At 39.7% G+C, this 25,361-nt stretch carries 25 protein-coding genes; 12 read left to right on the forward strand and 13 right to left on the reverse strand.

The features are described from left to right. The first annotated feature begins 94 nt into the window (after nt 1–94). The 3 genes from DUL71_RS01090 to DUL71_RS01100 are packed head-to-tail and all read left to right on the forward strand — an operon-like array spanning nt 95 to nt 3,483. The gene (locus DUL71_RS01090; RefSeq protein WP_114936359.1) at nt 95–1,381 is read left to right on the forward strand and encodes a glycosyltransferase family 4 protein; all 1,287 of its coding nucleotides are present in this window, start codon (nt 95–97) and stop codon (nt 1,379–1,381) included. 43 nt (nt 1,382–1,424) lie between these two features. Further along, complete coding sequence (locus tag DUL71_RS01095; protein WP_114936360.1) at nt 1,425–2,474, forward strand: NAD-dependent epimerase; 1,050 nt, start codon at nt 1,425–1,427, stop codon at nt 2,472–2,474. Nucleotides 2,475–2,505: 31 nt separating this feature from the next. Further along, the gene (locus DUL71_RS01100; RefSeq protein WP_114936361.1) at nt 2,506–3,483 is read left to right on the forward strand and encodes a glycosyltransferase; all 978 of its coding nucleotides are present in this window, start codon (nt 2,506–2,508) and stop codon (nt 3,481–3,483) included. A gap of 219 nt (nt 3,484–3,702) precedes the next feature. Here the strand turns inward: DUL71_RS01100 and DUL71_RS01105 are convergent, their stop codons facing one another. Next, a complete protein-coding gene (locus DUL71_RS01105) occupies nt 3,703–4,791 on the reverse strand; it encodes an endo-1,4-beta-xylanase (RefSeq protein ID WP_114936362.1) in 1,089 nt (362 codons plus the stop codon). Between the two features lie 332 nt (nt 4,792–5,123). Here DUL71_RS01105 and gmd point away from each other — a divergent pair, with 332 nt between their 5' ends. The 6 genes from gmd to rfbD all read left to right on the forward strand — a co-directional run bounded on the left by gmd (nt 5,124) and on the right by rfbD (nt 11,409). Continuing rightward, nucleotides 5,124–6,239 carry a GDP-mannose 4,6-dehydratase gene (gene gmd / locus DUL71_RS01110; RefSeq protein ID WP_114936363.1) on the forward strand — a complete coding sequence of 372 codons (1,116 nt, stop codon included), beginning with the start codon at nt 5,124–5,126 and terminating at the stop codon, nt 6,237–6,239. A gap of 8 nt (nt 6,240–6,247) precedes the next feature. Then, nucleotides 6,248–7,183 (forward strand): GDP-L-fucose synthase family protein, encoded by a 936-nt coding sequence (locus tag DUL71_RS01115; RefSeq protein ID WP_114936364.1) that lies wholly within the window; start codon nt 6,248–6,250, stop codon nt 7,181–7,183. A 50-nt stretch (nt 7,184–7,233) separates the two neighbouring features. Next, nucleotides 7,234–8,634, forward strand: a complete 1,401-nt coding sequence (locus DUL71_RS01120) for a UDP-glucose 6-dehydrogenase (protein WP_114936365.1) — start codon at nt 7,234–7,236, stop codon at nt 8,632–8,634. 54 nt (nt 8,635–8,688) lie between these two features. Further along, nucleotides 8,689–9,672, forward strand: a complete 984-nt coding sequence (locus DUL71_RS01125; protein WP_114936366.1) for a UDP-glucuronic acid decarboxylase family protein — start codon at nt 8,689–8,691, stop codon at nt 9,670–9,672. Between the two features lie 286 nt (nt 9,673–9,958). Then, nucleotides 9,959–10,513, forward strand: a complete 555-nt coding sequence (rfbC, locus tag DUL71_RS01130; protein WP_114936367.1) for a dTDP-4-dehydrorhamnose 3,5-epimerase — start codon at nt 9,959–9,961, stop codon at nt 10,511–10,513. Nucleotides 10,514–10,545: 32 nt separating this feature from the next. Continuing rightward, nucleotides 10,546–11,409, forward strand: coding sequence for a dTDP-4-dehydrorhamnose reductase (gene rfbD / locus DUL71_RS01135; protein ID WP_114936368.1), 864 nt, complete (start codon nt 10,546–10,548; stop codon nt 11,407–11,409). Nucleotides 11,410–11,487: 78 nt separating this feature from the next. On the opposite strand, the gene cysN is transcribed toward rfbD, so the two are convergent. Together cysN and cysD are read right to left on the reverse strand one after the other, a co-directional pair. Continuing rightward, nucleotides 11,488–12,768 carry a sulfate adenylyltransferase subunit CysN gene (gene cysN / locus DUL71_RS01140; RefSeq protein ID WP_279629781.1) on the reverse strand — a complete coding sequence of 427 codons (1,281 nt, stop codon included), beginning with the start codon at nt 12,766–12,768 and terminating at the stop codon, nt 11,488–11,490. Between the two features lie 18 nt (nt 12,769–12,786). Continuing rightward, on the reverse strand, nt 12,787–13,692 hold the full coding sequence (gene cysD / locus DUL71_RS01145; protein ID WP_114936369.1) for a sulfate adenylyltransferase subunit CysD: 906 nt from the start codon (nt 13,690–13,692) through the stop codon (nt 12,787–12,789). A 274-nt stretch (nt 13,693–13,966) separates the two neighbouring features. Here cysD and rfbA point away from each other — a divergent pair, with 274 nt between their 5' ends. Then, entirely contained in the window at nt 13,967–14,830 is an 864-nt protein-coding gene (rfbA, locus tag DUL71_RS01150; RefSeq protein ID WP_114936370.1) for a glucose-1-phosphate thymidylyltransferase RfbA, read from the forward strand. A 4-nt stretch (nt 14,831–14,834) separates the two neighbouring features. Here rfbA and miaA read toward each other — a convergent pair whose 3' ends face one another. The 8 genes from miaA to DUL71_RS01190 all read right to left on the reverse strand — a co-directional run bounded on the left by miaA (nt 14,835) and on the right by DUL71_RS01190 (nt 22,507). After that, nucleotides 14,835–15,758, reverse strand: a complete 924-nt coding sequence (gene miaA / locus DUL71_RS01155; protein WP_114936371.1) for a tRNA (adenosine(37)-N6)-dimethylallyltransferase MiaA — start codon at nt 15,756–15,758, stop codon at nt 14,835–14,837. A 36-nt stretch (nt 15,759–15,794) separates the two neighbouring features. After that, complete coding sequence (locus DUL71_RS01160) at nt 15,795–16,883, reverse strand: mannose-1-phosphate guanylyltransferase (protein ID WP_114936372.1); 1,089 nt, start codon at nt 16,881–16,883, stop codon at nt 15,795–15,797. Nucleotides 16,884–16,986: 103 nt separating this feature from the next. Continuing rightward, a complete protein-coding gene (locus DUL71_RS01165) occupies nt 16,987–17,649 on the reverse strand; it encodes an IS1096 element passenger TnpR family protein (RefSeq protein ID WP_114936373.1) in 663 nt (220 codons plus the stop codon). Between the two features lie 41 nt (nt 17,650–17,690). After that, nucleotides 17,691–19,103 (reverse strand): CCA tRNA nucleotidyltransferase, encoded by a 1,413-nt coding sequence (locus tag DUL71_RS01170; RefSeq protein ID WP_114936374.1) that lies wholly within the window; start codon nt 19,101–19,103, stop codon nt 17,691–17,693. A 244-nt stretch (nt 19,104–19,347) separates the two neighbouring features. Continuing rightward, nucleotides 19,348–19,917, reverse strand: a complete 570-nt coding sequence (locus tag DUL71_RS01175) for an L-threonylcarbamoyladenylate synthase (RefSeq protein ID WP_114936375.1) — start codon at nt 19,915–19,917, stop codon at nt 19,348–19,350. Further along, entirely contained in the window at nt 19,910–21,037 is a 1,128-nt protein-coding gene (locus tag DUL71_RS01180) for a glycosyltransferase family 4 protein (RefSeq protein ID WP_114936376.1), read from the reverse strand. Before DUL71_RS01180 ends, DUL71_RS01175 begins: the two co-directional genes overlap by 8 nt. A 123-nt stretch (nt 21,038–21,160) precedes the next feature. Next, nucleotides 21,161–21,976, reverse strand: coding sequence for a 2,3,4,5-tetrahydropyridine-2,6-dicarboxylate N-succinyltransferase (locus DUL71_RS01185; protein WP_112572592.1), 816 nt, complete (start codon nt 21,974–21,976; stop codon nt 21,161–21,163). 336 nt (nt 21,977–22,312) lie between these two features. Beyond that, nucleotides 22,313–22,507, reverse strand: coding sequence for a hypothetical protein (locus DUL71_RS01190; protein ID WP_114936377.1), 195 nt, complete (start codon nt 22,505–22,507; stop codon nt 22,313–22,315). 636 nt (nt 22,508–23,143) lie between these two features. Here DUL71_RS01190 and DUL71_RS01195 point away from each other — a divergent pair. Together DUL71_RS01195 and DUL71_RS01200 are read left to right on the forward strand one after the other, a co-directional pair. Next, nucleotides 23,144–23,338 carry a hypothetical protein gene (locus DUL71_RS01195; RefSeq protein ID WP_114936378.1) on the forward strand — a complete coding sequence of 65 codons (195 nt, stop codon included), beginning with the start codon at nt 23,144–23,146 and terminating at the stop codon, nt 23,336–23,338. 144 nt (nt 23,339–23,482) lie between these two features. Beyond that, nucleotides 23,483–23,890, forward strand: a complete 408-nt coding sequence (locus DUL71_RS01200) for an RNA-binding S4 domain-containing protein (protein WP_114937429.1) — start codon at nt 23,483–23,485, stop codon at nt 23,888–23,890. A gap of 141 nt (nt 23,891–24,031) precedes the next feature. Here DUL71_RS01200 and DUL71_RS01205 read toward each other — a convergent pair whose 3' ends face one another. Both DUL71_RS01205 and DUL71_RS01210 read right to left on the reverse strand, forming a co-directional pair. After that, a complete protein-coding gene (locus tag DUL71_RS01205) occupies nt 24,032–24,511 on the reverse strand; it encodes a nucleoside deaminase (protein WP_114936379.1) in 480 nt (159 codons plus the stop codon). Between the two features lie 121 nt (nt 24,512–24,632). Then, the gene (locus DUL71_RS01210; protein ID WP_114936380.1) at nt 24,633–25,229 is read right to left on the reverse strand and encodes an OmpH/Skp family outer membrane protein; all 597 of its coding nucleotides are present in this window, start codon (nt 25,227–25,229) and stop codon (nt 24,633–24,635) included. Nucleotides 25,230–25,361: the final 132 nt, after the last annotated feature.

A 25,361-nucleotide genomic window follows, 5' to 3' on the forward strand; every position in this document is an offset into this window, starting at 1 on the left:
AATTTGCGTTGCTCTTGTTGAGTAGCCTGTTGAAATTAAATTGGGAGTGAAAACAGGCGAATATGGTGTACTATAAAGTAATTATTTAGGTATTATGAAAATTGTTTTAGTTAATTACAGGTACTTTGTTTCTGGTGGACCTGAAAGATATATGTTTAATATCATGGATTTGTTGGAAAAAAACAATCATGAGGTTATTCCATTTAGCATTAAGCATAATAGAAACGAGCCGTCAGAATATGAAGAATATTTTATGGACCCAATAGGGAGCGGAGATGAGGTATATGGACATGAGTACAAACGAGATCTCAAAACCGTTAGTAAGGTAATTGGAAGGATAATATATTCCTTCGAGGCAAAAAATAAACTTAAGAAGCTTTTGAAGGATGTAAATCCGGATCTTGTTTACATATTGCACTTTAGAAACAAGATGTCATGCAGTGTTGTTGACGCAGCCAAGGATCTTGGCATACCTGTAATACATAGGATTTCTGATTTTGGTTATATGTGTCAGAATCTAACATCCAGTTTTTATCTATACAGTAAGGGCGAAATATGTGAAAAATGTTTGCATGGTTCATTATTCAACAATGTGAAGCATAGGTGTGTGAATGATTCTTATGTCAATTCGTTCATAAAAACGGCCTCATTGTTGGTATTGCAATCTATCGGGATAAAAGATAAAGTTGATGCATTTATATTCCCATCTGCATTTACAATGTCTAAATACCTCGAATATGGGGTAAAGCCAGAAAAAGTACACTGCATCCCGACATTTTTCAACAATACCCTTGTTAACAACGATTTGATCACATACGGGAAGTTTGCGCTTTTTATAGGAAGAATAGTGCCAGAAAAAGGGCTGATGACATTAGTAAAAGCTTTTGAAAATACAGACTTTAATCTGAAGATCATTGGATTTTCTTCGGATGGTGAATACGATGTGCATTTAAAGGATTACTTAAAAGATAAAAAACATAATATTGAATTTTTAGGAGCGATGAACTTTAATGAAATTCAGGAATATTTGAGAACATGTCTTTTTACAGTTGTTCCATCTGAGTGGTACGATAACCTTCCAAATACAATGCTTGAAAGCTATGCATTTAGTAAATGTGTTGTAGCTACCAACATTGGCAGCTTAAAAGAAGCCGTAATCGAAAACGAAACTGGACTGCTATTTGAATATAAAAATCCGGAAAGCCTGAGATCAAAAATTGAAATTTTATTTAATAATCCTGAATTGGCTAAACAGATGGGTGAAAAAGCTTTCGAAAAGGCAAATACAACATATTCGGAGTCCACTCATTACAATAGCTTGATCAAGGTTTTTGAAGAAGTAGCTCTCAAAAAGGACGCTTCTAAAATGATTAGTCAATAATAATATACCTTCTATATATACTACTTTAACGACATTTACAACCATGAAAATATTTATTACCGGTACTGCGGGGTTTATAGGCTTCCATTTGGCGACAAAGTTTTTAAATGAGGGCTTTGAAGTAGTTGGAATTGACAGTATCAATGATTATTATGATATTAACTTGAAATATGGCCGTTTAGCAGAAGCTGGAATAGAAAAAGATAATATTGTTTATAATAATGTTACCATCAGCACCAAGTATCCAGGTTATCGTTTTTATAATTTGTTGCTCGAAGACGAAGCCGCTTTAAACGAGATTTTTAAGACAGAAAATCCACAGATAGTGGTAAACCTTGCGGCTCAAGCTGGAGTAAGATATAGCTTGGAAAATCCTGGTGCTTATATTAAAAGTAATGTAGAAGGTTTTCTGAATTTACTTGAATGTTGCCGCAGATTTAAAATACAGCATCTTGTTTACGCAAGTAGTTCAAGTATTTACGGGTTGAACAGTGGACCAGTATTCTCTGTTGAAGACAGCGTCAACCACCCTATCTCGTTATATGCCGCAACAAAAAGGAGCAATGAGTTGATGGCGCACGTTTATAGCCATTTATTTAAATTGCCAACAACTGGTGTTCGTTTCTTTACCGTTTATGGCCCCTGGGGGCGGCCTGATATGGCACCTATGATATTCACTAAAGCAATATCGGAGGAAAAGCCTATTTCTGTTTATAACAACGGTAATATGTCAAGAGATTTTACCTATGTAGATGATGTTGTTGAAAGTGTTTTTAGGTTAGTCGATGTAATACCAGCAGGTAAGCCGGATGAATATCAGGACAATCCGTTGCCATCGAATTCTCCGGCACCATTTGCCATATACAATATAGGAAATCATAGCCCGGTTAAGCTCATTGATTTTATAGAAACAATAGAGCATAAGTTAAACAAAAAAGCAATTAAGGAGTTTAAACCGATACAACCGGGAGATGTAGTTTCCACATATGCAGATGTTAACAGCTTAATTGAAGATACAGGTTATAAACCGCAAACTACATTAAAAGAAGGAATTAGTAAATTTGTAGACTGGTATCGAGAATTTTATAATTAAGTGATAGGTTGATTTTTAACTTTAAAAGCGATTGGAAAAGGAAAAAGTTGTTTTTTGTACTGTTGGAAGTGAAAAATACCAATTTGACAGATTAATGCATTGGATGGAAACTATAGCAGCTGAATTTTCTGACTATAAGTTTTTTATTCAATACGGTTCTTGTAATTATATTCCTCAGGCCGGTAATATAAAGAGTTTTAAGTTTCTTACAGAGGCTGAATTCATAGACTATTTTAATCAAGCTGATATACTTATAGGGCATTGTGGCGAAGGAACAATATTGCAGGCTACTGAGCAAAAGAAGCCTTATATATTAATTCCGCGAGATCATACACTTGGTGAGCATGTTGACGGGCATCAATTTGAATTAGCCCGATTACTGAATAGCAAAGGGGCAGGCATAGCTTTTACTCTGGGCGATCTTCGGGATAAATTGGTGCATCCAAAATTTGTTGAATTTACTATAGATCATGCTAACACGATTAACATACTTAATAATCTTATAACGAACTCTCAAAACGATAAGGACCCGATAAGCTTTGATTCAAAAATATTGCTTATTTGTTCGGGAGGTGGGCATTATAATAGCATGAAGCTATTAAAGGATTTTTACAATAGCTTTAAAGACAGGGTTTGGGTGACTTTCAGAATTAAAAATATCGAAATTGAGTTGAAAAATCAAAATGTTGTCTGGGCTCACCATCCAACAATTCGCAATATCCCTAACTTTTTTCGGAATTTTTTATTGGCACTTAAAGTAATTCCGAAGATGCGCCCGCGGCTTATCATTACCACTGGTGCGGGAGTAGCTGTGCCATTTTTAATAATTGCTAAAGTTTTTTGTGGCGCGAAAATAATTTTTGTGGAGCTCGCAACCCGGGTAGAACGGCTTAGTTTAAGTGCTAAAATCTTGTATGAATTAGGTGTTATTGATCAATGCCTGGTACGGCATGAAAATCTTAAAAACATTTATAAAGAGAGTTCTAAAATTATATTGATAGAAAGTTAGCTACTTTCTATCAATACATTATCTATCCCCTAAAAGAGGCTGTTTCAAAAGCATGGAACAGCCTCTTTTTTTGATTTATTCTGGTAGTTGGTGTTGGATATAAGAGGATTTGGTATAAACGATTCTTGGTGCTCCCGTTTTACTAATAAGACTAACCTCTTCATCGGGCATAGCATTCCATTTTGAAAAGAGGGGGTAAAGCACTCCCCTGTAAGGCTTTTAGTTGCTACTCAGTCCTTTCATAAACAACTGATAATTTTGTTTTTTACCATACTTATTATTGAAAAGCAAAGGCGAATCATGCTGATGCATTGCATTAATTATCCAACTGTTATTGTCGCTTACTCCCCAAAATGTTATTCCGTATTGTTGACTTTTAGGAATCAAAGTACGATATGCACTGGCAAGGCAATTATATAGTGCTCCTTGTTTTGTAATTTCCGGGCTTAATGTATCTGGTAGATTATTAGGATTTAAACGTATATCAAGCTCTGATATATGTATCTGTAAACCGGTACGTGCCATTTGTGTAAGAGCGTTTTTTACGTTAGCCGGAGTCACATTTATATTCATATGCATTTGCACCCCCAGGCCGCCAATTGGTATTCCTCTTGCTTTGAGATCATTGGCCATTTTTATAATCGCAGCCAATTTTTTTGGATAGGATTCATGTCCATTGTCGTTATAAAATAATACTGCGTTGGGGTCAGCTTCATGTGCATAAGTAAAAGCTCTTGCTACATAGTCGCTGCCCAAATGTTGCAACCAAACATTTACCGAACCTCCTCTGTGCCCATCATTTACCGCTGGATTACCGTTTTGATCAATTACCTCATTAACAACATCCCATGATGCTACTTTTCCACGATAATGTCTTACTATGGTTTGTATATGAGTTTTAAAAAGCTGCTCCCAGGCAGCCGAGTCTCCTTGAAAATTTTGCACCCATTGTGGTAGCGATTCAAAATAAATAAGCACATGCCCATGCACACGCATATTATGTTGTGCTGCGAAATCAACAATAGCATCAGCTCCTTTGAAATTGAAAACGCCGGGTGCCGGAGATACCCTGTTCCATTTTAATTGGTTTTCTGTAGTTACACTATTGAATTCATTAGTTACAATATTTTTATAATCTTCGTTATTGATGAGTGCCGGAATATCAACTGCAACACCAATAGGAAACTTTGCAGAATTTTTTAGCGATGGTTGTTGCTGGCTACCAGAGAGGGGGGGATATTTACTTGCGCCTGCGAAAAAAAAACAACTAAAAGAAACAAATCCAATTGTGAGGATGATTTTTTTCATAATAATAATGAATTTATGTGAAGTTTGTTAAATAGTCAACAGAATAATTGTGAATATATTAATCTGTTGTTTGCTATTAATTAATTAAGAACAAGTATAATTGTCGCAGGCTTTAGCATAAACGTACAAAATCAAAAAATAATATTCAATACCGTAATAATAGCGACAAGTTGTCAATTTACTACATAAGCAATGTTTAATAAGAAGATTGAAAAGTGTCTAAATGCCAATTCTTAACTTATTTGCTTAAATTTTTACAATATGGTCAAAAAAACGCTATATTTATAAACTAAATTGCATTTTTGTTGTTTAAATGTATTAACTTCTAAATCATGAAAAAAATAGCCTTAATTACGGGAATTACCGGGCAGGATGGTGCTTACTTAACAGAACTTTTGCTTTCCAAAGGATATGAGGTCCATGGGATTAAAAGACGAAGCTCTCTTTTTAATACAGACAGAATTGATCATTTGTATCAGGATCCTCATGATGAAAATAAAAATCTGATCCTGCATTACGGTGATTTAAGCGATTCTACCAATCTTATCAGAATAATTCAGCAGGTTCAGCCTAATGAAATCTATAATCTTGGTGCGATGTCGCATGTGAAAGTAAGCTTTGATACCCCTGAATATACAGCAAACGCTGATGGTATCGGTACATTAAGGTTGCTTGAGGCCATACGCATATTAGGATTAGAGAAGAAAACAAAGATATATCAAGCTTCTACATCTGAACTTTACGGTTTGGTACAAGCCGTACCTCAATCGGAAACTACTCCCTTTTATCCGCGATCTCCGTATGCAGTTGCTAAAATGTATGCATATTGGATTACTGTAAACTACAGGGAAGCTTACGGTATATACGCATGTAATGGTATTCTATTTAACCACGAAAGCCCATTGCGTGGAGAAACATTTGTAACTCGTAAAATTACCCGCGCCACAGCAAAAATTGCAATGGGTTTGCAAGATAAGTTATATCTTGGAAATCTTGATGCACAACGAGATTGGGGGCATGCTAAAGATTATGTTGAGGCAATGTATCTGATTTTACAACAAGAAACTCCAACAGATTACGTAATTGCAACTGGTGTTACAACTAGGGTTAGGGAGTTTGTGAGATTAGCTTTCGCTGAGTTAGGGATAACAGTTGAATTTAAAGGCGAGGGAGTAGATGAAGTTGGATATGTAGTAAGCTGTAGTAATCCTGATTTTCAAATAGAAATTGGCAAGGAAATAGTTGCTGTTGATGCAAAGTATTTCCGTCCTACAGAAGTTGATTTGCTTATTGGTGATCCAACAAAATCGAAAACTAAACTTGGTTGGGAACCTAAATATGATCTGCGTGGCTTAGTTCAGGAAATGGTAGCCGCTGATGTGGATTTGTTTAGAAGAGAAAAATTGCTTAAAGAATCAGGTTACGTTATTAAAAACCAATTTGAATAAGCCTTGCTATGGAAAAAAATGCTAAAATTTACATAGCTGGTCATCGGGGTATGGTGGGTTCTGCCATTTTCAGAAAACTGGAAAAAGAAGGCTTCACTTACTTCGTAACACGAACATCTTCAGAACTTGATTTACGCGATCAGGTTGCTGTAAGCCAGTTTTTTACCGAAGAGAAGCCCGATTATGTTTTTTTGGCTGCGGCTAAAGTGGGTGGAATTGTAGCTAATAACACGTATAGAGCCGAATTTTTATATGATAATTTACAAATCCAAAATAACATTATTCATAATTCATACCTCAATGGGGTAAAGAAGTTAATGTTTTTAGGCTCTAGCTGTATTTATCCAAAACTGGCACCTCAGCCTTTAAAGGAAGACTATCTGCTGACCGGACCGCTTGAAGAAACTAATGAGCCTTATGCAATCGCCAAGATAGCCGGAATAAAAATGTGTGACGCTTATCGCGCACAATACGGTTGCAATTACATTTCTGTAATGCCTACTAATTTATACGGTTTCAATGATAATTATCATCCTCAAAACTCGCATGTTTTGCCGGCGTTGATTCGTCGTTTCCACGAGGCAAAAGAACATGGCATCCCTAATGTAACTATTTGGGGAACAGGCTTGCCCAAACGCGAATTTTTATTTGCTGATGATTTGGCAGAAGCCTGTTATTATTTAATGAATAATTATGACGAACCCGGCTTGGTTAATGTTGGTACAGGAGTAGATATATCCATAAAAGACCTCGCCCTGCTCGTAAAAAATGCTACAGGTTATTCTGGCGAAATAGATTTTGATATATCAAAGCCAGATGGCACGCCCAGAAAGTTGATGGATGTATCCAAGCTTCATAGTAAAGGCTGGCAACATACTATTGAACTTGAGGAAGGTATTGCCCTTGCCTATAAAGATTTTTTGAGTAAGTACGCTATTGCTTAATAAGTGATTGCAAAATAATTTAAGCGAATTAAAAGAATACCTATAAAAATATGACCCCAATTACTAAAATTTGTTGTATTGGAGCAGGATATGTGGGCGGGCCAACAATGGCCATGATAGCAAAAAAATGCCCGCATATCGAAGTAACCGTTGTGGATCTTAATGAACAACGTATTGCTGCCTGGAATGATGCCGATGTAAATAACATTCCGGTATATGAGCCGGGGCTTAGTGAAGTGGTAGCTGAAGCCAGAGGCAGGAATCTGTTTTTCTCTACCGATGTCGAGTCCGCTATCGCAGCGGCTCAAATGATTTTTATATCAGTTAATACGCCAACCAAAACTTATGGTGCTGGTAAAGGGCAGGCAGCTGATTTGAAGTGGATTGAGCTTTGCGCACGACAGATTGCACGTGTTGCAAAGGATAATAAAATAATAGTAGAAAAATCTACATTGCCTGTGCGTACAGCAAGTGCGATAAAGGATATTCTGGTTCACACAGGTAATGGATCACAGTTTCAAATACTTTCAAACCCTGAATTCCTTGCTGAGGGAACAGCGGTAGAGGATTTGGACGCCCCGGATCGTGTACTTATAGGAGGCGATAATACAGTTGAAGGACAGGCTGCCGTTCAGGCTCTGGTTGATGTGTATGCCAACTGGATTCCTCGCGAACGTATTTTAACAACAAATGTTTGGTCATCTGAGTTATCAAAACTTACTGCAAATGCTTTTCTTGCACAACGGGTGTCCTCAATTAATTCATTAACTGAGCTTTGCGAGAAAACCGAAGCAAATATAAGCGAGGTTGCAAGAGCCATCGGTACTGATAGCCGTATTGGCCCTAAGTTCTTGAAAGCGTCGGTTGGCTTTGGCGGTTCTTGTTTCCAAAAAGATATTTTGAACCTTGTTTATATAGCAAGAAGCTATGGTTTACAGGAGGTGGCTGATTACTGGGAACAGGTTATTATCATGAATGATCATCAAAAAAAGCGGTTTGCTAACCAGATGATCAGAGAGCTTTACAATACAGTAAATGGTAAAAAAATCAGCTTCCTGGGTTGGGCATTTAAGAAGGATACCAATGACACACGTGAATCTGCGGCAATTTACGTAGCTGATCACTTATTGCATGAGCAGGCAAATATTGCCGTTTATGATCCGAAGGTATCTGCAGATCAGATTTATTTTGATCTTGATTACTTGGCTACAAGATCTTCTGAAGAAAATAAAAAAGGTGTTACAGTTATTAACGACCCTTATGAAGCTTGTAGTGGCGCTCACGCCATTGCGGTGCTAACCGAATGGGATGAGTTTAAAACTTACGATTGGAAAAGGATATATGATAGCATGTTGAAGCCGGCTAAGATATTTGACGGTAGAAACCTGCTTAATGCAGATGAATTAAGATCTATAGGATTTATAGTACAGGCTATTGGTACTAAAGTTTAATAATATAGTATTCCATCATAGTATAGCCTTGACAAGGGTTGAATAACTTAGCTAATGACATTACGAAAAAGAGTATTAATCACGGGTGCTGCCGGCTTTTTAGGCTCGCACCTATGCGACAGGTTTATTAAAGAAGGTTATCATGTGATCGGTATGGATAACCTGATCACGGGCGATCTGAGAAATATCGAACATTTATTCAAACTGGAGAACTTTGAGTTTTATAACCATGACGTATCCACGTTTGTATATGTACCGGGCGATCTGCACTATATTTTGCACTTCGCGTCACCGGCCAGTCCGATCGATTATTTAAAAATCCCGATCCAGACCTTAAAAGTAGGCTCACTGGGTACACATAACCTGCTGGGCCTGGCCCGGAACAAGAAAGCCAGGATGCTGATCGCTTCGACATCAGAAGTATATGGCGATCCGAACATCAGTCCGCAGCCGGAAGAATACTGGGGCAATGTAAACCCGGTAGGTCCGAGAGGGGTGTATGATGAAGCCAAAAGGTTCCAGGAAGCCATCACAATGGCTTACCACACCTTCCATGGTGTAGAAACCAGGATCGTGAGGATCTTTAACACCTACGGGCCAAGGATGCGGCTGAATGACGGCAGGGTATTGCCGGCTTTCATCGGTCAGGCACTAAGGGGCGAACCGTTGACGATGTTTGGTGATGGTTCACAGACCAGGTCATTCTGCTATGTGGATGATTTGATAGAAGGTATCTACAGGCTATTGCTGAGCGATTATGCCCAGTCGGTAAACATTGGTAATCCGGATGAGATCACGATCAAACAATTTGGCGAGGAGATCATCAAGCTGACCGGAACCGATCAAAAGCTGATCAGCCTGCCATTGCCTACAGACGATCCGAAACAACGCCGTCCGGATATCACCAAGGCTAAAGCCATATTGGGTTGGGAGCCAAAGGTATCCCGGAGTGAAGGTTTGAAGATCACCTTAGAATACTTCAAATCGTTACCTGAGCAGGAAATACACCATAAAGATTTTGCTTATTACAATAAGTAAAAATTTATTTTAAAGAACTATTTAGTTTCTTAAATATAGACTTTTTATAGCAACAGTCCATTTTGGGCTGTTGCTTTTGGTTTATATCCCATTAATGCCGTTTGTAACTTTATTTATTGATATAAGGTATAAAGAATACGCAAACTCAATAATGAAGTATTAGTTTTACATGCTCGAAGCTAAATTAGGGGAATGAACAACTTACCCGTTAAACTGGAAAATGATTTAGCTAATTGTTATACATGGTCCCGATAGTGTAATTAATGCTATAAGAAAATATTTTATAATGACTATAATACAGACACCGCTTGAAGGATGTTTAATAATAAAGCCGCGTATTTTTAATGACGATCGCGGTTACTTTTTTGAATCTTTTAACCGCCAGCGATTTGCCGATGCCACCGGCTTCGACATCAATTTTATACAAGATAATCAATCCTATTCAACCCGTGGAGTATTGCGTGGTCTGCATTTGCAAAAAGGCGAACACGCTCAGGCCAAACTTGTTAGGGTAACTAAAGGTGAGGTTTTGGATGTAGCCGTTGATCTTAGAAAAGGTTCGGCAACATATGGCCAACATTACAGTGCTGTTTTGTCTGAAGAAAATAATGACCAGTTTTTTATTCCACGTGGTTTTGCACATGGTTTTATTGTGTTGAGTGATGAAGCCGTATTCCAGTATAAGTGCGATAATTATTATAATAAAGAATCTGAGGGGGGGCTGCATTATGCTGATCCTGACTTGAATATTGATTGGCAACTGAGCAGTACCGAGGTACTGGTGTCAGAAAAAGACCTTGAGCTACCGTTTTTGAAAGATGCCCAGGATTTTGGGTTTTAATTATACGATTAATCAAAAGTAACATCAGGAAAATGCAAAATATTATTGTATTCGGTGCATTTGGACAATTGGGTAACTGCTTAAAGAAAGTAGCAGGAGAAAGAGGGATAGATTATATTCACTTTTTGCCCGAAGATGAAGCTAATATCCTGCGCGAAGATTTACTGGATATTGTTTTTGAAAAATATAAACCTTCTTTTGCTATTAATTGTGCAGCGTACACAGCTGTAGATAAAGCTGAGGATGAAATTGATCTGGCTCTTGCCATCAATAAAACAGGCGCGGCTAATCTTGCCAGGCAATGTAAAGCGCACAAGGCAGCCCTTGTGCAAATATCAACTGACTTTATCTTTAAAGGAGATGTAGCCTTACCGCGCACAGAAGAAGACCTTGCCGAACCGATTAGTGTGTATGGGCTTACCAAGTTGGAAGGGGAGCAAGCAATAACCGAAATCCTTGATGAATATTATACGATTCGCACCAGCTGGCTTTATTCGGAATATGGTAACAATTTTGTAAAAACCATGTTGAAGCTTGGCGCAGAGCGCGATGAACTTAAAATTATTGCCGATCAGGTAGGGACGCCAACTTACGCTATCGATCTTGCGAAAGTGATTCTGGATATTATAACATCAGGTAAAAAGGCTTATGGTGTTTATCATTATAGCAATGAGGGCGTAACTTCGTGGTATGATTTTGCTATGGGCATATTTGATATATCAGTTACCGATGTTAAAGTTTTACCAATACGTACTTCTGAATTCCCTACCAGGGCTCAGCGTCCGGCATATTCAGTAATGGATAAGGCTAAGATCAAAAATACCTTTGCTATAGAAATTCCGTACTGGCGTGATAGCCTGAAAATATGTATTGAACGATTAACTTCTGCAGAATAGGGGGAGATGCTTTTAAAACAAAAATGCCAGGTCTTAAACAAAACCTGGCATTTTTGTTTTATGAACTTTTAGGTTCTTTTATAGAAAAGTACCGGCAGCTACAGTTTCATTAGTTGATTCATCAACCAGGATCAACGAACCTGTAATGCGGTTTTTGCGATACTCGTCAAATACTACCGGTTGAGTAGTGCGTAAACGGATCTTCACCATTTCGTTCATCTTGATCTCGGTATTCTCTTCCTGTTTTTCAAGCGTGTTAATATCCAGTTTATAATAAACCTCTTTGATGATCGACATTACCTCGCGTGTGGTAGTTTTAAGATGGTATTTAGCCCCCGGGCGTGGTCCGCGGGTTGCCATCCAGCAAATCATGGCGTCAAGGTCCTGGCTTACCTGCGGCTCGCTGTCATTTTTTACAATCATATCGCCACGGCTTACATCAATGTCATCCTCTAAAGTGATAGAAACCGACATGGGCGCGAAAGCTTCTTCAACCAGGCCCGAATAGGTATCGATAGATTTAATGGCAGATGTTAATCCAGATGGCAATACAGTTATCTTATCGCCAGGCTTAAAAATGCCTCCGGCTATACGCCCTGCATAGCCCCGGTAATCATGATATTCATCAGCATGCGGGCGAATCACTGTTTGCACAGGGAAACGGGCGTCTGAGTGGTTTTCATCACTGGCTATGTGGATGGTTTCCAGGGTATGCAATAAGCTTTCGCCTTTGTACCATGGCATGTTTTCTGAGTCATTTACCACGTTATCGCCGGCCAAGGCACTCATTGGTACAAAGCGGATGTCTTTAACATCAATTTTAGCGGCAAAGGCTTCGTATTGCTCAACCACTTTATTAAAAGCTTCTTCACTGTAATCAACCAAATCCATCTTGTTTACACAAACAATAATGTGAGGGATCCTTAAAAGCGATGCGATAAACGAGTGACGGCAGGTTTGTTCAACCACGCCTTTGCGCACATCAATAAGTACCAGCGCAAGGTTTGCGGTTGAAGCCCCGGTAACCATATTACGGGTATACTGGATATGGCCCGGAGTATCGGCAATAATAAATTTGCGTTTAGGGGTTGCAAAGTAACGGTAAGCAACATCAATAGTGATACCCTGCTCACGTTCTGAGCGTAAGCCGTCGGTTAATAACGATAAATCAACATGCTGAAGACCTTTGCGTTCGCTTGATTGTTTTACAGCCTCCATCTGGTCTTCAAAGATGGATTTTGAATCGTACAGTAAGCGCCCTATAAGGGTACTTTTTCCATCGTCAACACTACCGGCTGTAGTAAAACGTAATAATTCCATTGTGGTGGTATGTTTTTCGCTTTGGGTATTGAGCCCCAAAGACTTATTGAATCAAATTTAAAAATAACCTTGCTTTTTCCTGTCTTCCATTGAGGTGTCCGAGCGTTTGTCGTCACTGCGGTTACCGCGTTCGGTACTGCGGGTAGCGGACACTTCGGCAACTATCTTTTCCAGCGTGTCGGCATCAGATTCGATACCGCCGGTAATGGTGATATCGCCCAGGGTACGGAAACGCATCAATTTGTTTTCGATAGTTTCGCCATCGCGAAGCTGTAAAAACTCGGAAGCAGGCAGCCAGGTATTATCCCGGTAAACGGCATCACGCTGGTGCGCGAAGTATAAAGAAGGTATGGCTATGTTTTCCTGTAATATGTAGTTCCAGATATCCATCTCAGTCCAGTTGCTGATCGGGAATACACGGAAATGCTCGCCCATGCGTTTGCGGCCGTTGAAGATATTCCAAAGCTCGGGACGCTGGTTTTTAGGGTCCCATTGGCCAAACTCATCGCGATGGCTGAAGAAACGCTCTTTGGCGCGTGCTTTTTCTTCATCGCGACGGGCACCACCAATGGCTGCATCTATTTTATGGTTTTCAATGGCATCAAGCAGGGTCACTATCTGCAATTCGTTACGGCTGGCATTAATGCCACTTTCCTCAACCGCGCGGCCTTTGTCAATTGATTCCTGAACAGAGCCAACAATAAGCTGTACGCCGAGGTTTTCAACCAACTTATCCCTGAATTCCATAGTTTCCGGAAAGTTATGGCCCGTATCGATATGAATGAGGGGCATGGGAATCTTAGCTGGCCAGAATGCTTTTTTTGCCAGGTGTGTTACAACAATAGAGTCCTTCCCGCCCGAAAACAGGATGGCAGGACGATCAAACTGCGCAACCACTTCCCTGATAACGTAAATGGCCTCTGATTCTAATTCCTGCAGATGAGTAAGATAATATTTATGCATGTTACCGATAAAACACTGCTAACCCTACCTAAATAGTAGGATTTTGCATTTAAACTGCAATTATACGCAATTATGCTAATTATAGTGCTATCTATTTGGAATTTAACTTGTGGGTTTTATTATAGCAATCAGGCATAAATTAAACAAAGCAGTAATATTTTACGTAAACCATAAAGCTGAAAAAAATATTTATTTTAGCTGTAAGTAATTGAAGGATTTTAACAATAATTATAGGATATCACGTTTATAGGCATACCAAAAAACATACATATTTATGAAAGGAATTATTTTAGCGGGCGGTTCAGGTACACGTTTATACCCTATAACCAGGGCCATAAGCAAACAATTGATGCCTATTTACGATAAGCCGATGATCTATTATCCGCTGTCTGTTTTGATGCAGGCCGATATTAAGGAAATATTGATCATCACTACTCCGGAAGATAATCCCGGGTTTAAACGCTTGTTAGGAGACGGTGCTGAACTTGGATGCAAGTTTGAATATGCTATACAGGAAAAACCCAACGGACTTGCCCAGGCTTTTGTAATAGGCGAGCAGTTTATTGGCGATGACAAAGTAGCCCTGATATTAGGGGATAATATATTTTACGGTACCGGCTTCGCCGAACTGATCCGTAGTTTCAATGATGTTGAGGGCGCTGCCATTTTCGCCTATCACGTAGCAGACCCGGAACGTTACGGCGTAGTTGAATTTGACGACGAGTTTAGAGCATTATCAATTGAAGAAAAGCCACTTCAGCCTAAATCAAAGTTTGCCGTTCCCGGTCTTTACTTCTACGATAATTCGGTAATCCAAATAGCTAAAGATCTGGAACCGTCTCCGCGTGGTGAATACGAAATTACCGACGTAAACAAGTTTTATCTGGAACAGGGCAACCTGCATGTTGGTGTGATGGATAAAGGTACTGCCTGGCTGGATACGGGAACCTTTGATTCGTTAAGCGACGCTACTGAATATGTGCGTGTGATTGAAAAACGCCAGTCCACAAAAATTGGCTGTATTGAAGAGGTTGCTTACCGCCGCGGATTTATCAACGATGATCAGTTGCGCTTATTGGTTGAAAAGTATATCAAAAGCGGTTACGGAAAATATTTGCAAAGCTTATTGCCGCAATAAATATTTATGCCGGTGTTTCTATTGTTTTGATCATTTGGTCGACGACATTAGGGGCACCGGCATCAAACCAGATAAAATCTTTATCTTTTCTGAACCAGGTGAGCTGTCTTTTGGCAAAGCGCCTGGTATTTTGTTTTATAAGTAACAGTGCCTCATCGAGGCTTGTTTTTCCGTCGAAATAATCGAATATTTCGGAATAGCCAACTGTGTTTAAAGCATTCAAATGGCGATAGGGCAAGAGGGATTGTACTTCCTGTACCAGTCCTTGTTTAGCCATCAGGTCAACACGAAGGTTTATACGCTCATACAGTTTTTCGCGCGGCATGTCAAGCATTAGTTTGATTATATTAAAAGGCCGTTTGTTGACAGTTGCGTTGCGATAAGAGGAAAATGGTTTACCCGAAGTTTCAAAAACTTCTAAAGCCCGGATGATGCGCTGTGGATTGTTCAAATCAACCTCATTATAATAATCCGGGTCAACCTGTTTTAGTTTTTCCTGTAATACTATTATACCTTTTGCTTCAAGTTCGAGGTTTAGTTTTTCCCTTACAGTGGTATCCACAACAGGCAGATCATCAAAGCCTTCGCAAATAGCTTTAATATACAAGCCTGATCCTCCGGCGAGGATTATCTTGTCATACGTTTTAAAAAATTCATCTAAAAGCGCAAGCCCCTGCTTTTCAAAATCACCAACAGAAAAACTTTCAGATATAGAATGTGAGTTGATAAAATAGTGTTTGGCGGCGGCCAATTCATTTTCATCGGGCTTGGCTGTACCAATGCTCATCTCTCTGAAAAATTGCCTCGAATCTGCCGAAACAACTACTGTATTGAAATGCTGGGCCAATTTAATGGCGGCGGCAGTTTTGCCAACTGCGGTAGGGCCGGCAACCACAATAAGGGTTTTATCACTATGTGCTATATTCATTGGCCCAGCTTTATTTTTATCAAAAAAAGTATCAGGTTATATATACAATGCTCCAAATTTATTTTTTACATCGGCAACAACCTGCTTAATGTTTTGCTCCTGGTTGCGTGGGCAAATGAGCAGGGAATTATTTGATTCTACTACGATGTAATCATGCAGACCTTGTAGTATTACCAGTTTCTCGCCCGGTACGTTTACCATACAGTTTGATGAATCGTACATGATTACTTTTTCGGCCGGGATAACAGCGTTACCTACATAGTCTTTTTCGGCAAGGTCATAAATAGACGCCCAGGTACCCAAATCGCTCCATCCAAAATCCGAAGGCAACACATATACGTTATCGGCTTTCTCCATAATGCCATAGTCAATCGAGATGTTAACGCATTGCTGATAAACTTTATGAACATGGGGTTTTTCATTTTCCGAATTATAAGCAGATTTTGCATCGGCAAATATCTCGTGTATTTCGGGTAGATACTGGTTAAAAGCTTTAACAATAGACCTGGCCGACCAAACAAAAATGCCGGCGTTCCATAAAAAGTCGCCGCTTTGAATAAAGGTTTTGGCTATCTCCAGGGTTGGCTTCTCGGTAAAGGTTTTTACTTTATGAAACTCATCGTTGATAACATTGCCGGTATATTGGATGTATCCGTAACCGGTATCTGGCCTTGATGGTTTAATGCCCAGGGTTATCAGGTAATCATTTGAAGCTGCTGTTTGTAACGATTTTTCAATAGAAGTCACAAATGCATCTTCGTCAAGGATCTGCTGATCGGATGGGGCCACAACAATGACCGCATCCGGGTTAAGGCTTTCAATTTTAAAACAACCATACGCAACGCAGGGAGCAGTGTTACGCATTACAGGTTCTGTAAGGATCTGCTGATCCTCCAAATCCGGTAGCTGGTGTTTTACAAGCTTAGTATAGTTTTCGTTAGTAACGATATAAATATTTTCTTTGGGACATACTTTCAGGAATCGTTCGTAGGTATTCTGTATTAAAGTTTTACCGGTACCAAGGATATCGATAAACTGTTTAGGGTGTGATGTACGGCTTATCGGCCAAAAGCGGCTTCCAATTCCTCCGGCCATAATTATGGCATAGTAATTTTTGTTGTTCATTGATAAATGGGGGTAAGTTATTATGAGATGGTTAAAGTACGAAACGAGTGGAATGGCTTAACACAAAAAACGAGTATATAATTTATATACTCGTTTTTTGTGATTAATAATCATCACTATTGCGACGCGATCTTTCATCGTCATCAAAGCCCTCATCGTCGCCAAATTCATTGCTGAACTCATCTTCCTCTTCTTCTTCTTCCTCGCTGCCACCGGTATGTTTCTCTTCCGGCAGTTCATCTGTATCAGTTACTTCAGAAAAATCTTCTGCATCTTCCGGGTTAAAGGCCATTTCATTAAGGAAATCAAAATCCTCAGTAGTTGGCGGTAAAACGGTAGGATTAAATGTATTGCCAAACTGTTTAGGTGCTTCTCCAACTGATTTTACAACAGCTGGGTAAGATGTACCTGGTGTTTCATCTAAGATGATCTTCATCAGTTCGACATGAAAATCAAACGGGCGATCAAAATTAAATGTATAATAAAATTTTTGGTGCGGATCATCAATAAAGCTTAACAGTTTTACTTTATTCATTAATGACACGCCTCGGTCAATACGTCTTTGATTGGGCAGGTAAGTAATTTCTTCACCTTTGGTCCACTGATCGTTGCTAATATAAAATGATGAAGGAAATTCCGGATTGTAGCCGGTTGACTGATGAATTGCGCGGTGAAGGTCTTCGAAAGTTTGGTTTGATTTTACATCAATTTCTCTCGTAACGTCATCGTAGTCTTCAAAAGTAACCCTGAACCTGTATACTGCCATTGCTTATCGTAGATTTTGGACAAAAATAATAATGTTTTAATTTAATTTGGGGTAGTTACAACTTTTAAGCCAATTTCAAGGCCCTTTGCAATTGTGAATGTTAAAGCAGCCTCCCGGTTGTTGGGAATTTCGCCCTCCAGTATGGCTTCACGGATCTGATTTTTGATTATGCCAACCTCGCGTCCTTCTTTTATACCAAATATGGTCATGATATCGTTACCCGTAACCGGTGGCTGCCAGTTGCGGATGCTATCGCGCTCTTCAACATCTTTTAATTTTTGTTGAACAAGCTCAAAATTGTTACGATATTTTTTTATCTTATATTCATTTTTGGTGGTGATGTCTGCTTTACACAACAGCATGAGCCCCTCAATGTCGTCTCCTGCCTCAAAAAGCAAACGCCGCACCGCCGAATCGGTAACTATTGATTGCGAGAGCACTATGGGCCTCAAATGTAGTTGTACCAGTTTTTGAACCTGCTTCATTTTTTCATTAAGCGGCAGCTTAAGCTGAGCGAAGATCTTGGGCACCATGCGTGCGCCGCGGTCTTCATGGCCGTGAAAGGTCCAGCCGTGGCCTGGTTCAAAACGTTTGGTGGCAGGCTTGGCTATATCATGTAGAATAGCAGCCCAGCGCAACCAAAGGTCGTCGGTAGTTTCGCAAATGTTATCAAGCACCTGCAGGGTATGATAAAAGTTATCCTTATGGCCTTTGCCATCTACATAATCAACGCCATAAAGTGCAGTCATTTGCGGGAAGATCTTGTGCAGCAGCCCGGTATCAAACAGATAATTAAAGCCGATGGATGGCACCGGCGATAGGATGATCTTGTTCAGCTCATCGGTAATACGCTCCTGCGAGATGATGCTGATCCTGTCGGCGGTGGTTTTGATAGCCTCAACAGCAATATCGTCAATCCTGAAATTGAGTTGCGTAGCAAACCTGATGGCCCGCATCATGCGCAGCGGATCATCAGAAAAAGTTTCATTAGGATTAAGCGGCGTGCGGATCAGTTTGTTTTCCAGATCGGTAATGCCGTTGAACGGATCAAGCAATTCGCCATAGGTATCCGGATAAAGTGAGATGGCCAGCGCGTTGAGAGTAAAATCCCGGCGTTTCTGGTCATCTTCTAAAGTGCCATTCTCCACTATAGGCTTGCGCGAGTCCCGGCGGTACGATTCTTTACGGGCGCCCACAAATTCGATCTCAAGGTCGCGGTATTTGAGTGATGCCGTACCAAAGTTTTTATAAACCGCCAGTTTAACTTTAAGCGTGCTGGCAACAACTTCGGCAAATGAGATGCCGTTACCGATAACAACAATGTCAATATCTTTCGACTGGCGGTTCAGAAAGATATCACGTACAAAACCACCAATAGCATAAGCCTGTACATTTTGTTCGCCCGCCAAACGAGATATCACAGAAAATACGGGATGCCTGAGGTGTTGCTGCATAGTTGGATGCTTAAAAACGATAATAAGGGTACAAAGGTAAGATTAATTGGTAACTATGGCTTTGTAAAGTCAAAAGTCTTAAGTTAAAACTCTTAAGAATAATTGGCTTTGTAAATTGAAAATCGGGTTGCAACCGGAGTTGCAAACTCCGGGCATAATGGTCGGAAGTTGGAAACTTCCGACAGCGGTTCAGTAGTGTCTTTTATATGTTGGCCGATTAATCCTAATCTCTAACCTCTAATCTCTACCTTCGCAAAAACTCAAACCGTCCGTCAGGTGCCAGTTTCATGATAGTTGATGGAGTTTTAATCTCTTTACTGTGCTGCTCCAAATCAACTACATAATCAACACCATCAATAATTTCCTGGTCTATCTGTGAAAAATACTGGGGCGATGGTTTGCCGCTGATATTGGCCGAAGTAGAAACCAATGGTTTGCGCAAACGTTGAATCAGTTGCTGACAAAAGGGAGTGTCTTTTACCACTCTTATCCCTACACTGCCATCGGCAGCAATAACTGCAGGCGAAATATTTTTAGCTCCCGGCATTACTAGGGTTAAAGGATTTTCGGCGTATTCAATCAGGTCGTAAGCCAGTGGGTTTACTTCGCTGATGTAGCTTTCCAGTTTGTTTTCGGTATCCAGCAAAATGATCATGCTCTTGGCTTCATCACGCTGTTTAAGACGGTAAATTTTTTGAATGGCCTCGGTATTGGTGGCATCACAGCCTATACCCCAAATGGTATCGGTAGGGTAAAGGATAATACCGCCTTCCTGTACAACTTTTAAAGCTTTGGCTACTTCGTCTTTAATCATGATTCAAAATATTTTGATAAAGCTGCATTAACTGCCGGCTTAGTTTATCTTCAGTAAAATTGGTTGCATAAGCGCGACCTTTAATTATCATGTTTTGCCGCAATAATTCATTGGCAAGTACACTGTTTATTTTTTCGGCCAGACCGGCATCATCATCCGGACTAACGTATAGGCTGTCCGGTCCGCCGGCTTCTTCCAGGCATGAGCCCGTTGCTGCTATCACCGGGATGCCGGAGTTTAAAGCTTCCAGTATCGGGATGCCGAAACCTTCATACCTGGAAGGATAAACAAATACCGATGCCTGTTGATAAACAGCCGGTAACTCTGCAAAGGTAACGTCTTTTAAAAATATTACCCTGTAACTTAAATTGTTGGCTGTTATATAAGCTTTAACCTGTTGGGTATATTGGGTTTCTTTACCAACAACAACCAAAGGTATATCATTGACTACATTTTTTAAAGCCTTAACGGTTAGCAGCAGATTTTTACGTTCTTCGATGGTGCCAACGCTCAATATATAGCGATTGGGCAAGTTGTATTTTTCTTTTACTGTTGATTTTTGCTCAGCGATTTGTTCAACCGCGAAAACAGGATCACATCCCTGGTAAATAACCTTGATTTTTTTAGGGTCGATAGCAAGGAGTTCGACCAGATCGTCTTTCGTTTTTTGACTTATGGAGATGATTTTATCCGCAACCCTGCAGGCATGTTTAACTTTGGCGAGGTAAATGCGGTAATTAACCGCTCCAAATTGTTTGGGGTAACGCATGAAGATAAGGTCATGCATGGTAACTACCGATTTGATGTTTGTTTGTTCGATACCCGAAGGAAGTTCGTGACTTAGCCCGTGGTATAATTCAATACCATCGCGTTTAAGATCTTTAATAATACCCTTACTGCGCCACCACGAGGTAAACCATTTGCTTTTGGGGGTAACGGTTTGAATGTTGGGATAACCGCCAATGAAATTAAGCCGGGGATTAGCTTTGGCTTTTGGTGTGTATAAGTATAAAATGTTTGACGGATTGATCGATGCGATACCTTTTATTAACCAGCGGCTGTAATTGCCTAAGCCGGTATTATTATAAAAAGCCCGTTTAGCATCGTATCCTATCTTCATTTGAAGTCTTAAGTTCAAAGTTTTAAGTCAAAAGTCGCCTTATTAAATTAAAAGTCATAAGTGGAAGATGGTAAATTGATCCATCAGGCACTTATGACTTTAAACTTGCGACTTAAGACTATATTATACCGCTACGTTGTTTTCACGCAGGGCATCATTCAATGACGTTTTTTTATCGGTTGATTCCTTGCGGGTGCCGATGATCAGAGCGCAAGGCACCTGGTATTCGCCTGCTGCAAATTTTTTGGTGTATGAACCCGGAATTACTACCGAACGGGCAGGTACACGGCCTTTATACTCAATAGGAGTACTGTGGGTAACATCAATAATTTTGGTTGACGCTGTTAATACCACGTTTGCACCTAATACAGCTTCGTGTTCAACATGTACACCTTCAACAACAATGGCGCGTGAACCCAAAAAGCAGTTATCTTCAATAATAACCGGAGCAGCTTGTAATGGCTCCAATACACCACCGATACCAACACCACCACTTAAGTGTACGTGTTTACCAATCTGCGCGCATGAACCAACAGTAGCCCAGGTATCAACCATGGTGCCTTCATCAACGTAAGCACCAATGTTTACGTACGATGGCATCATGATAACGCCTTTGGCAAGGTGTGCACCGTAGCGGGCAATACCGTGAGGTACTACACGAACACCGGTTTGTTTGTAATCGGTTTTGAGTTTCATTTTGTCATGAAAAACAAAAGGACCGGTTTTAATTTCTTCCATCTGCCTGGTTGGGAAATACAAAACAACCGCCTTTTTAATCCACTCATTTACATGCCAGCGTGAGCCAATTGGTTCAGCCACACGGATTTCGCCTTTATCCAACCGGTCTATGACGGTTTCGATGGCGTTGGTATATTCATTGTAGTTAAGCAGGTTCCTGTCTTCCCAGGCCTCTTCAATCAGTTTTTTAAGATCTTGCATTGGTAAAATTAAACTTTTGGCAAATTAAAGGATTTTTAGGGAAAAATAGTTGATTTTGAAAGATTGAATGTCATGCGGCAGGCTTGAAAACACATCGTAATTTCCATGCTGTTGTATTATTTGGTCGGTAGACCAAATAAGAGATTCCTATCACCAAGCCGGATAAGCCTTAGAAAATAAAAATACCCTGCTAATGACCAACAGGGTATAATATAAAGAACGAGTGTATTTCCATTAGCAAGATAATACTGAAATGAGGAGGGGGAATTAATACAACGAAATGATATTTTATTGGCTTTGTACGCAATTGTGCAGTATTTGAAATAGTCAGTTTCTTTAATCCGGATTTTTGATCTGTTCGGTAATTAATAAAATTAAATCTGTTTTGGCAGCTTCATAACGTTCCGCTACAAACTTGTGCTCTTTCTCCCAATTAAAGCCGATTTTACCAATTGTGATTATTTGCTGCAAATTAGCCACATTAACTTGACCAATTCTTTTTTTATGATCGGGGGATTCATTTAGTAACATCAACCATTTTGTATGTATTCGTTCTAATCTCCGATCCTGGTTCAGTTTCCATTTGTCTAACTTCTAATCTCTTTTATCAGAGAAATCAATTCGCGCAACAGTATTGCCTTTCCCATCTTAAAAGATATACTACTTTTGGGAGTATTTATTTTAATCAAATCATTGAAAATTAGATAGATATTTACAATCCCCCCGTTAAATCGATAGGCTTGTGTTGATGATAATGTGAAAAATATAAGAAGTTAATGTTTCAATACCGTATGAGCGATATTTTGAGAAAACTAATGCGTATAATTGACAGATTACGTATAATATTTTGATTGTCAGTGTATTGGTTTACACATAGGTATACAAAATTCGGACAATCAGTTAACAGTATATAAAAAAACGTTAAGTAAGCCTTAATTTTATATAAACGAAAACCAACGTTTAAACTAATTAGGTGTCAAAAGCCTTCCGGACAGCGAGTGTCGGGGAGGCTTACTTGTTTTAGCTGCATACTATTTTCAGGGGGAAATAAGATAAACATTGGTGTGCTGTTTAGCGTATAACAGTCTTCTTTAAATAATAAGAAATTGCCTTAGTAAATTTTACCTTCTAATTTATCACTATTAATCCCCCACTCCCCCAAAACGTATGGACCATATCGCGTCATTTGCTGTTATTTTACTTGGATTTGCATTGCTGCTTATTTTAGGTGTTTTGTTTTTCGGTACACTTAAAAGTATCAAAAAGCGATATTACCCAAACTGGAAATTTCCTGATTACATAAGCGTAGGCTATGCTGAATATCTTTATCGTAAATTCATAAAAAGAGATTTGCCCAAATAAGTTTTGCGGAATTTAATGAACGTAACGTTTGTTCAGCACAACAAGCTATGGCGTAGCTGCATCAAAAGCTGTAAATTTGGAGTCCTATCTTACTGTTGCCCTACTTCAGGGCTACCAGGTTAGATAATGAAAGGGACTGATAAAATGGGCGAAAAAGAAAAACTAAGAATAGATAAATACCTGTGGGCTATCCGTGTTTTTAAAACACGTACCCTGGCCTCTGATGCCTGCAAAGCAGGGCGCATAAAACTGGATGGTAAAAACATCAAACCATCATACGAGGTAAAAATTGGTGATGTTTATCATGTTGTGAAGGGTATTGAACGTAAAGTGGTAAAGGTAACCGGCTTGCTCGAGAACCGGGTTGATGCCAAAACCGCTGTGAATTTTTATGAAGATATAACCCCGGTTGAGCAAACTCAGGCCTTTAAATCCATGTTCCAGGCGCCGGTACTTAAACGCGACCGTGGCACCGGTCGGCCGACTAAGCTTGAAAGGCGTGAGATTGATGATCTGAAAGATAACTTTTTTGATAAGGAGGAAGAAGAATAGCCTGAACCTGGATTAAACGGATTTTTCGGATTAATGGGTTTTCATCTGCGTATCTATCGGTGCAAATGCAAAATCTCCGTTCATCTGATAGATCCTGCCAAATCTTGGTTCAGTTAAAATAAAAATCTTCCCAAATCCCGGTCAATAATGTTCCTTGTGCTCGGTTGTTTCCCAAAGCTTAAAAGCGGTTTGCGCTTCGTCCCTGAGTATTTGTACAAAAGGCACTCTGCGTTTTTCCATAGTACAGCCTAACTCGTCATAAATAAAATGGTCGTCGAAGCCTATGGCAGCGGCATCTGCTTTGGTATTGGCGTAGTAAATTTTGTCAATGCGGGCCCAGTAAATAGCGCCCAGGCACATGGGGCAGGGTTCGCAGCTGGTATAAATTTCACAACCGGCTAAATTATAGGTCCCCAGCTCCTGGCAAGCCAGGCGGATCACCGAAACTTCGGCATGAGCAGTAGGATCATTAGTAGGTACAACACGGTTGGCGCTGCGGGCTATAATCATACCATCTTTAACTATAACTGCCCCAAACGGGCCGCCTATGCCGCGCTTAACATTGTCTTCGGCCAGTTCAATGGCTATGCGCATAAATTTTTCGTGTGCCGTGTTTTCCATATTGCCCTAAATTAAAAAACCTCAACCGAAGTTGAGGTCTTGATTTGAAAATCTGACAATTTGATAATTTGAAGATGATATTCGTTTTTTAATTGCTTTATCATCAAAAATTTCAAATCTTTTATTTTTTGTCTTTAGCGTAAGCTTCGTTCAGGCGTTTAGCAACATCAAGCGTAACGTCTAATGAAGGATCGCCATATAGTACGGTTGGGTTAGCTTTTGAATAAGTTAATACCAGTTTATAGCCTTTTTCCTTAGCATAAGATTTTACAAAATCGGCGATTTTGTCATACAGCTTAGCATTTTCTGAAGCTTGTTCATTTTGAAACTCAGCACCTGCATTTTGTGAATAAGTTTGCAGCTCCTGTTGTTTACGTTGTAACTGCTGTTCGGTAGCCTGACGCTGATCGGCAGGCATGGTAGCCTGGTTTTTTTGGTACTCAGCAACCTGGCGCTGAAAAGCCTGGCCACGGTTTTGCAAATCAGTTTGTGATGCTTTGCCTTTATCTTCCAAACGCTTTGAAAGATCTTTAAAGTAATCGTATTTGTTCAGCAGTGAATCTGAATTTACAAAAACGATAGTTTCTTTATCGGATGTTGCTGTGGTTGAAGCAGCAGCCGGTTTATCGGCGGTTTTATTTTGGCTACAAGCGGCAATGCTGCCTGCAATGGCTAATCCTAAGGTGAGTTTGGTTAAAACTGAAGCACTGGTTTTCATTCTGTCAATCTGAAAATATTGTAAAATTTTGACAAAGATAATCTTTCAGAGCAAGTATCCTAATCGGATGTGCAGATAATATGAAGTGGCAATGGTATTGACGACTTGCGCAATTAATTGCAGATTTCATAA

Origin of the sequence: Mucilaginibacter endophyticus (assembly GCF_003351025.1) — a bacterium.
Lineage (GTDB): Bacteria > Bacteroidota > Bacteroidia > Sphingobacteriales > Sphingobacteriaceae > Mucilaginibacter > Mucilaginibacter endophyticus.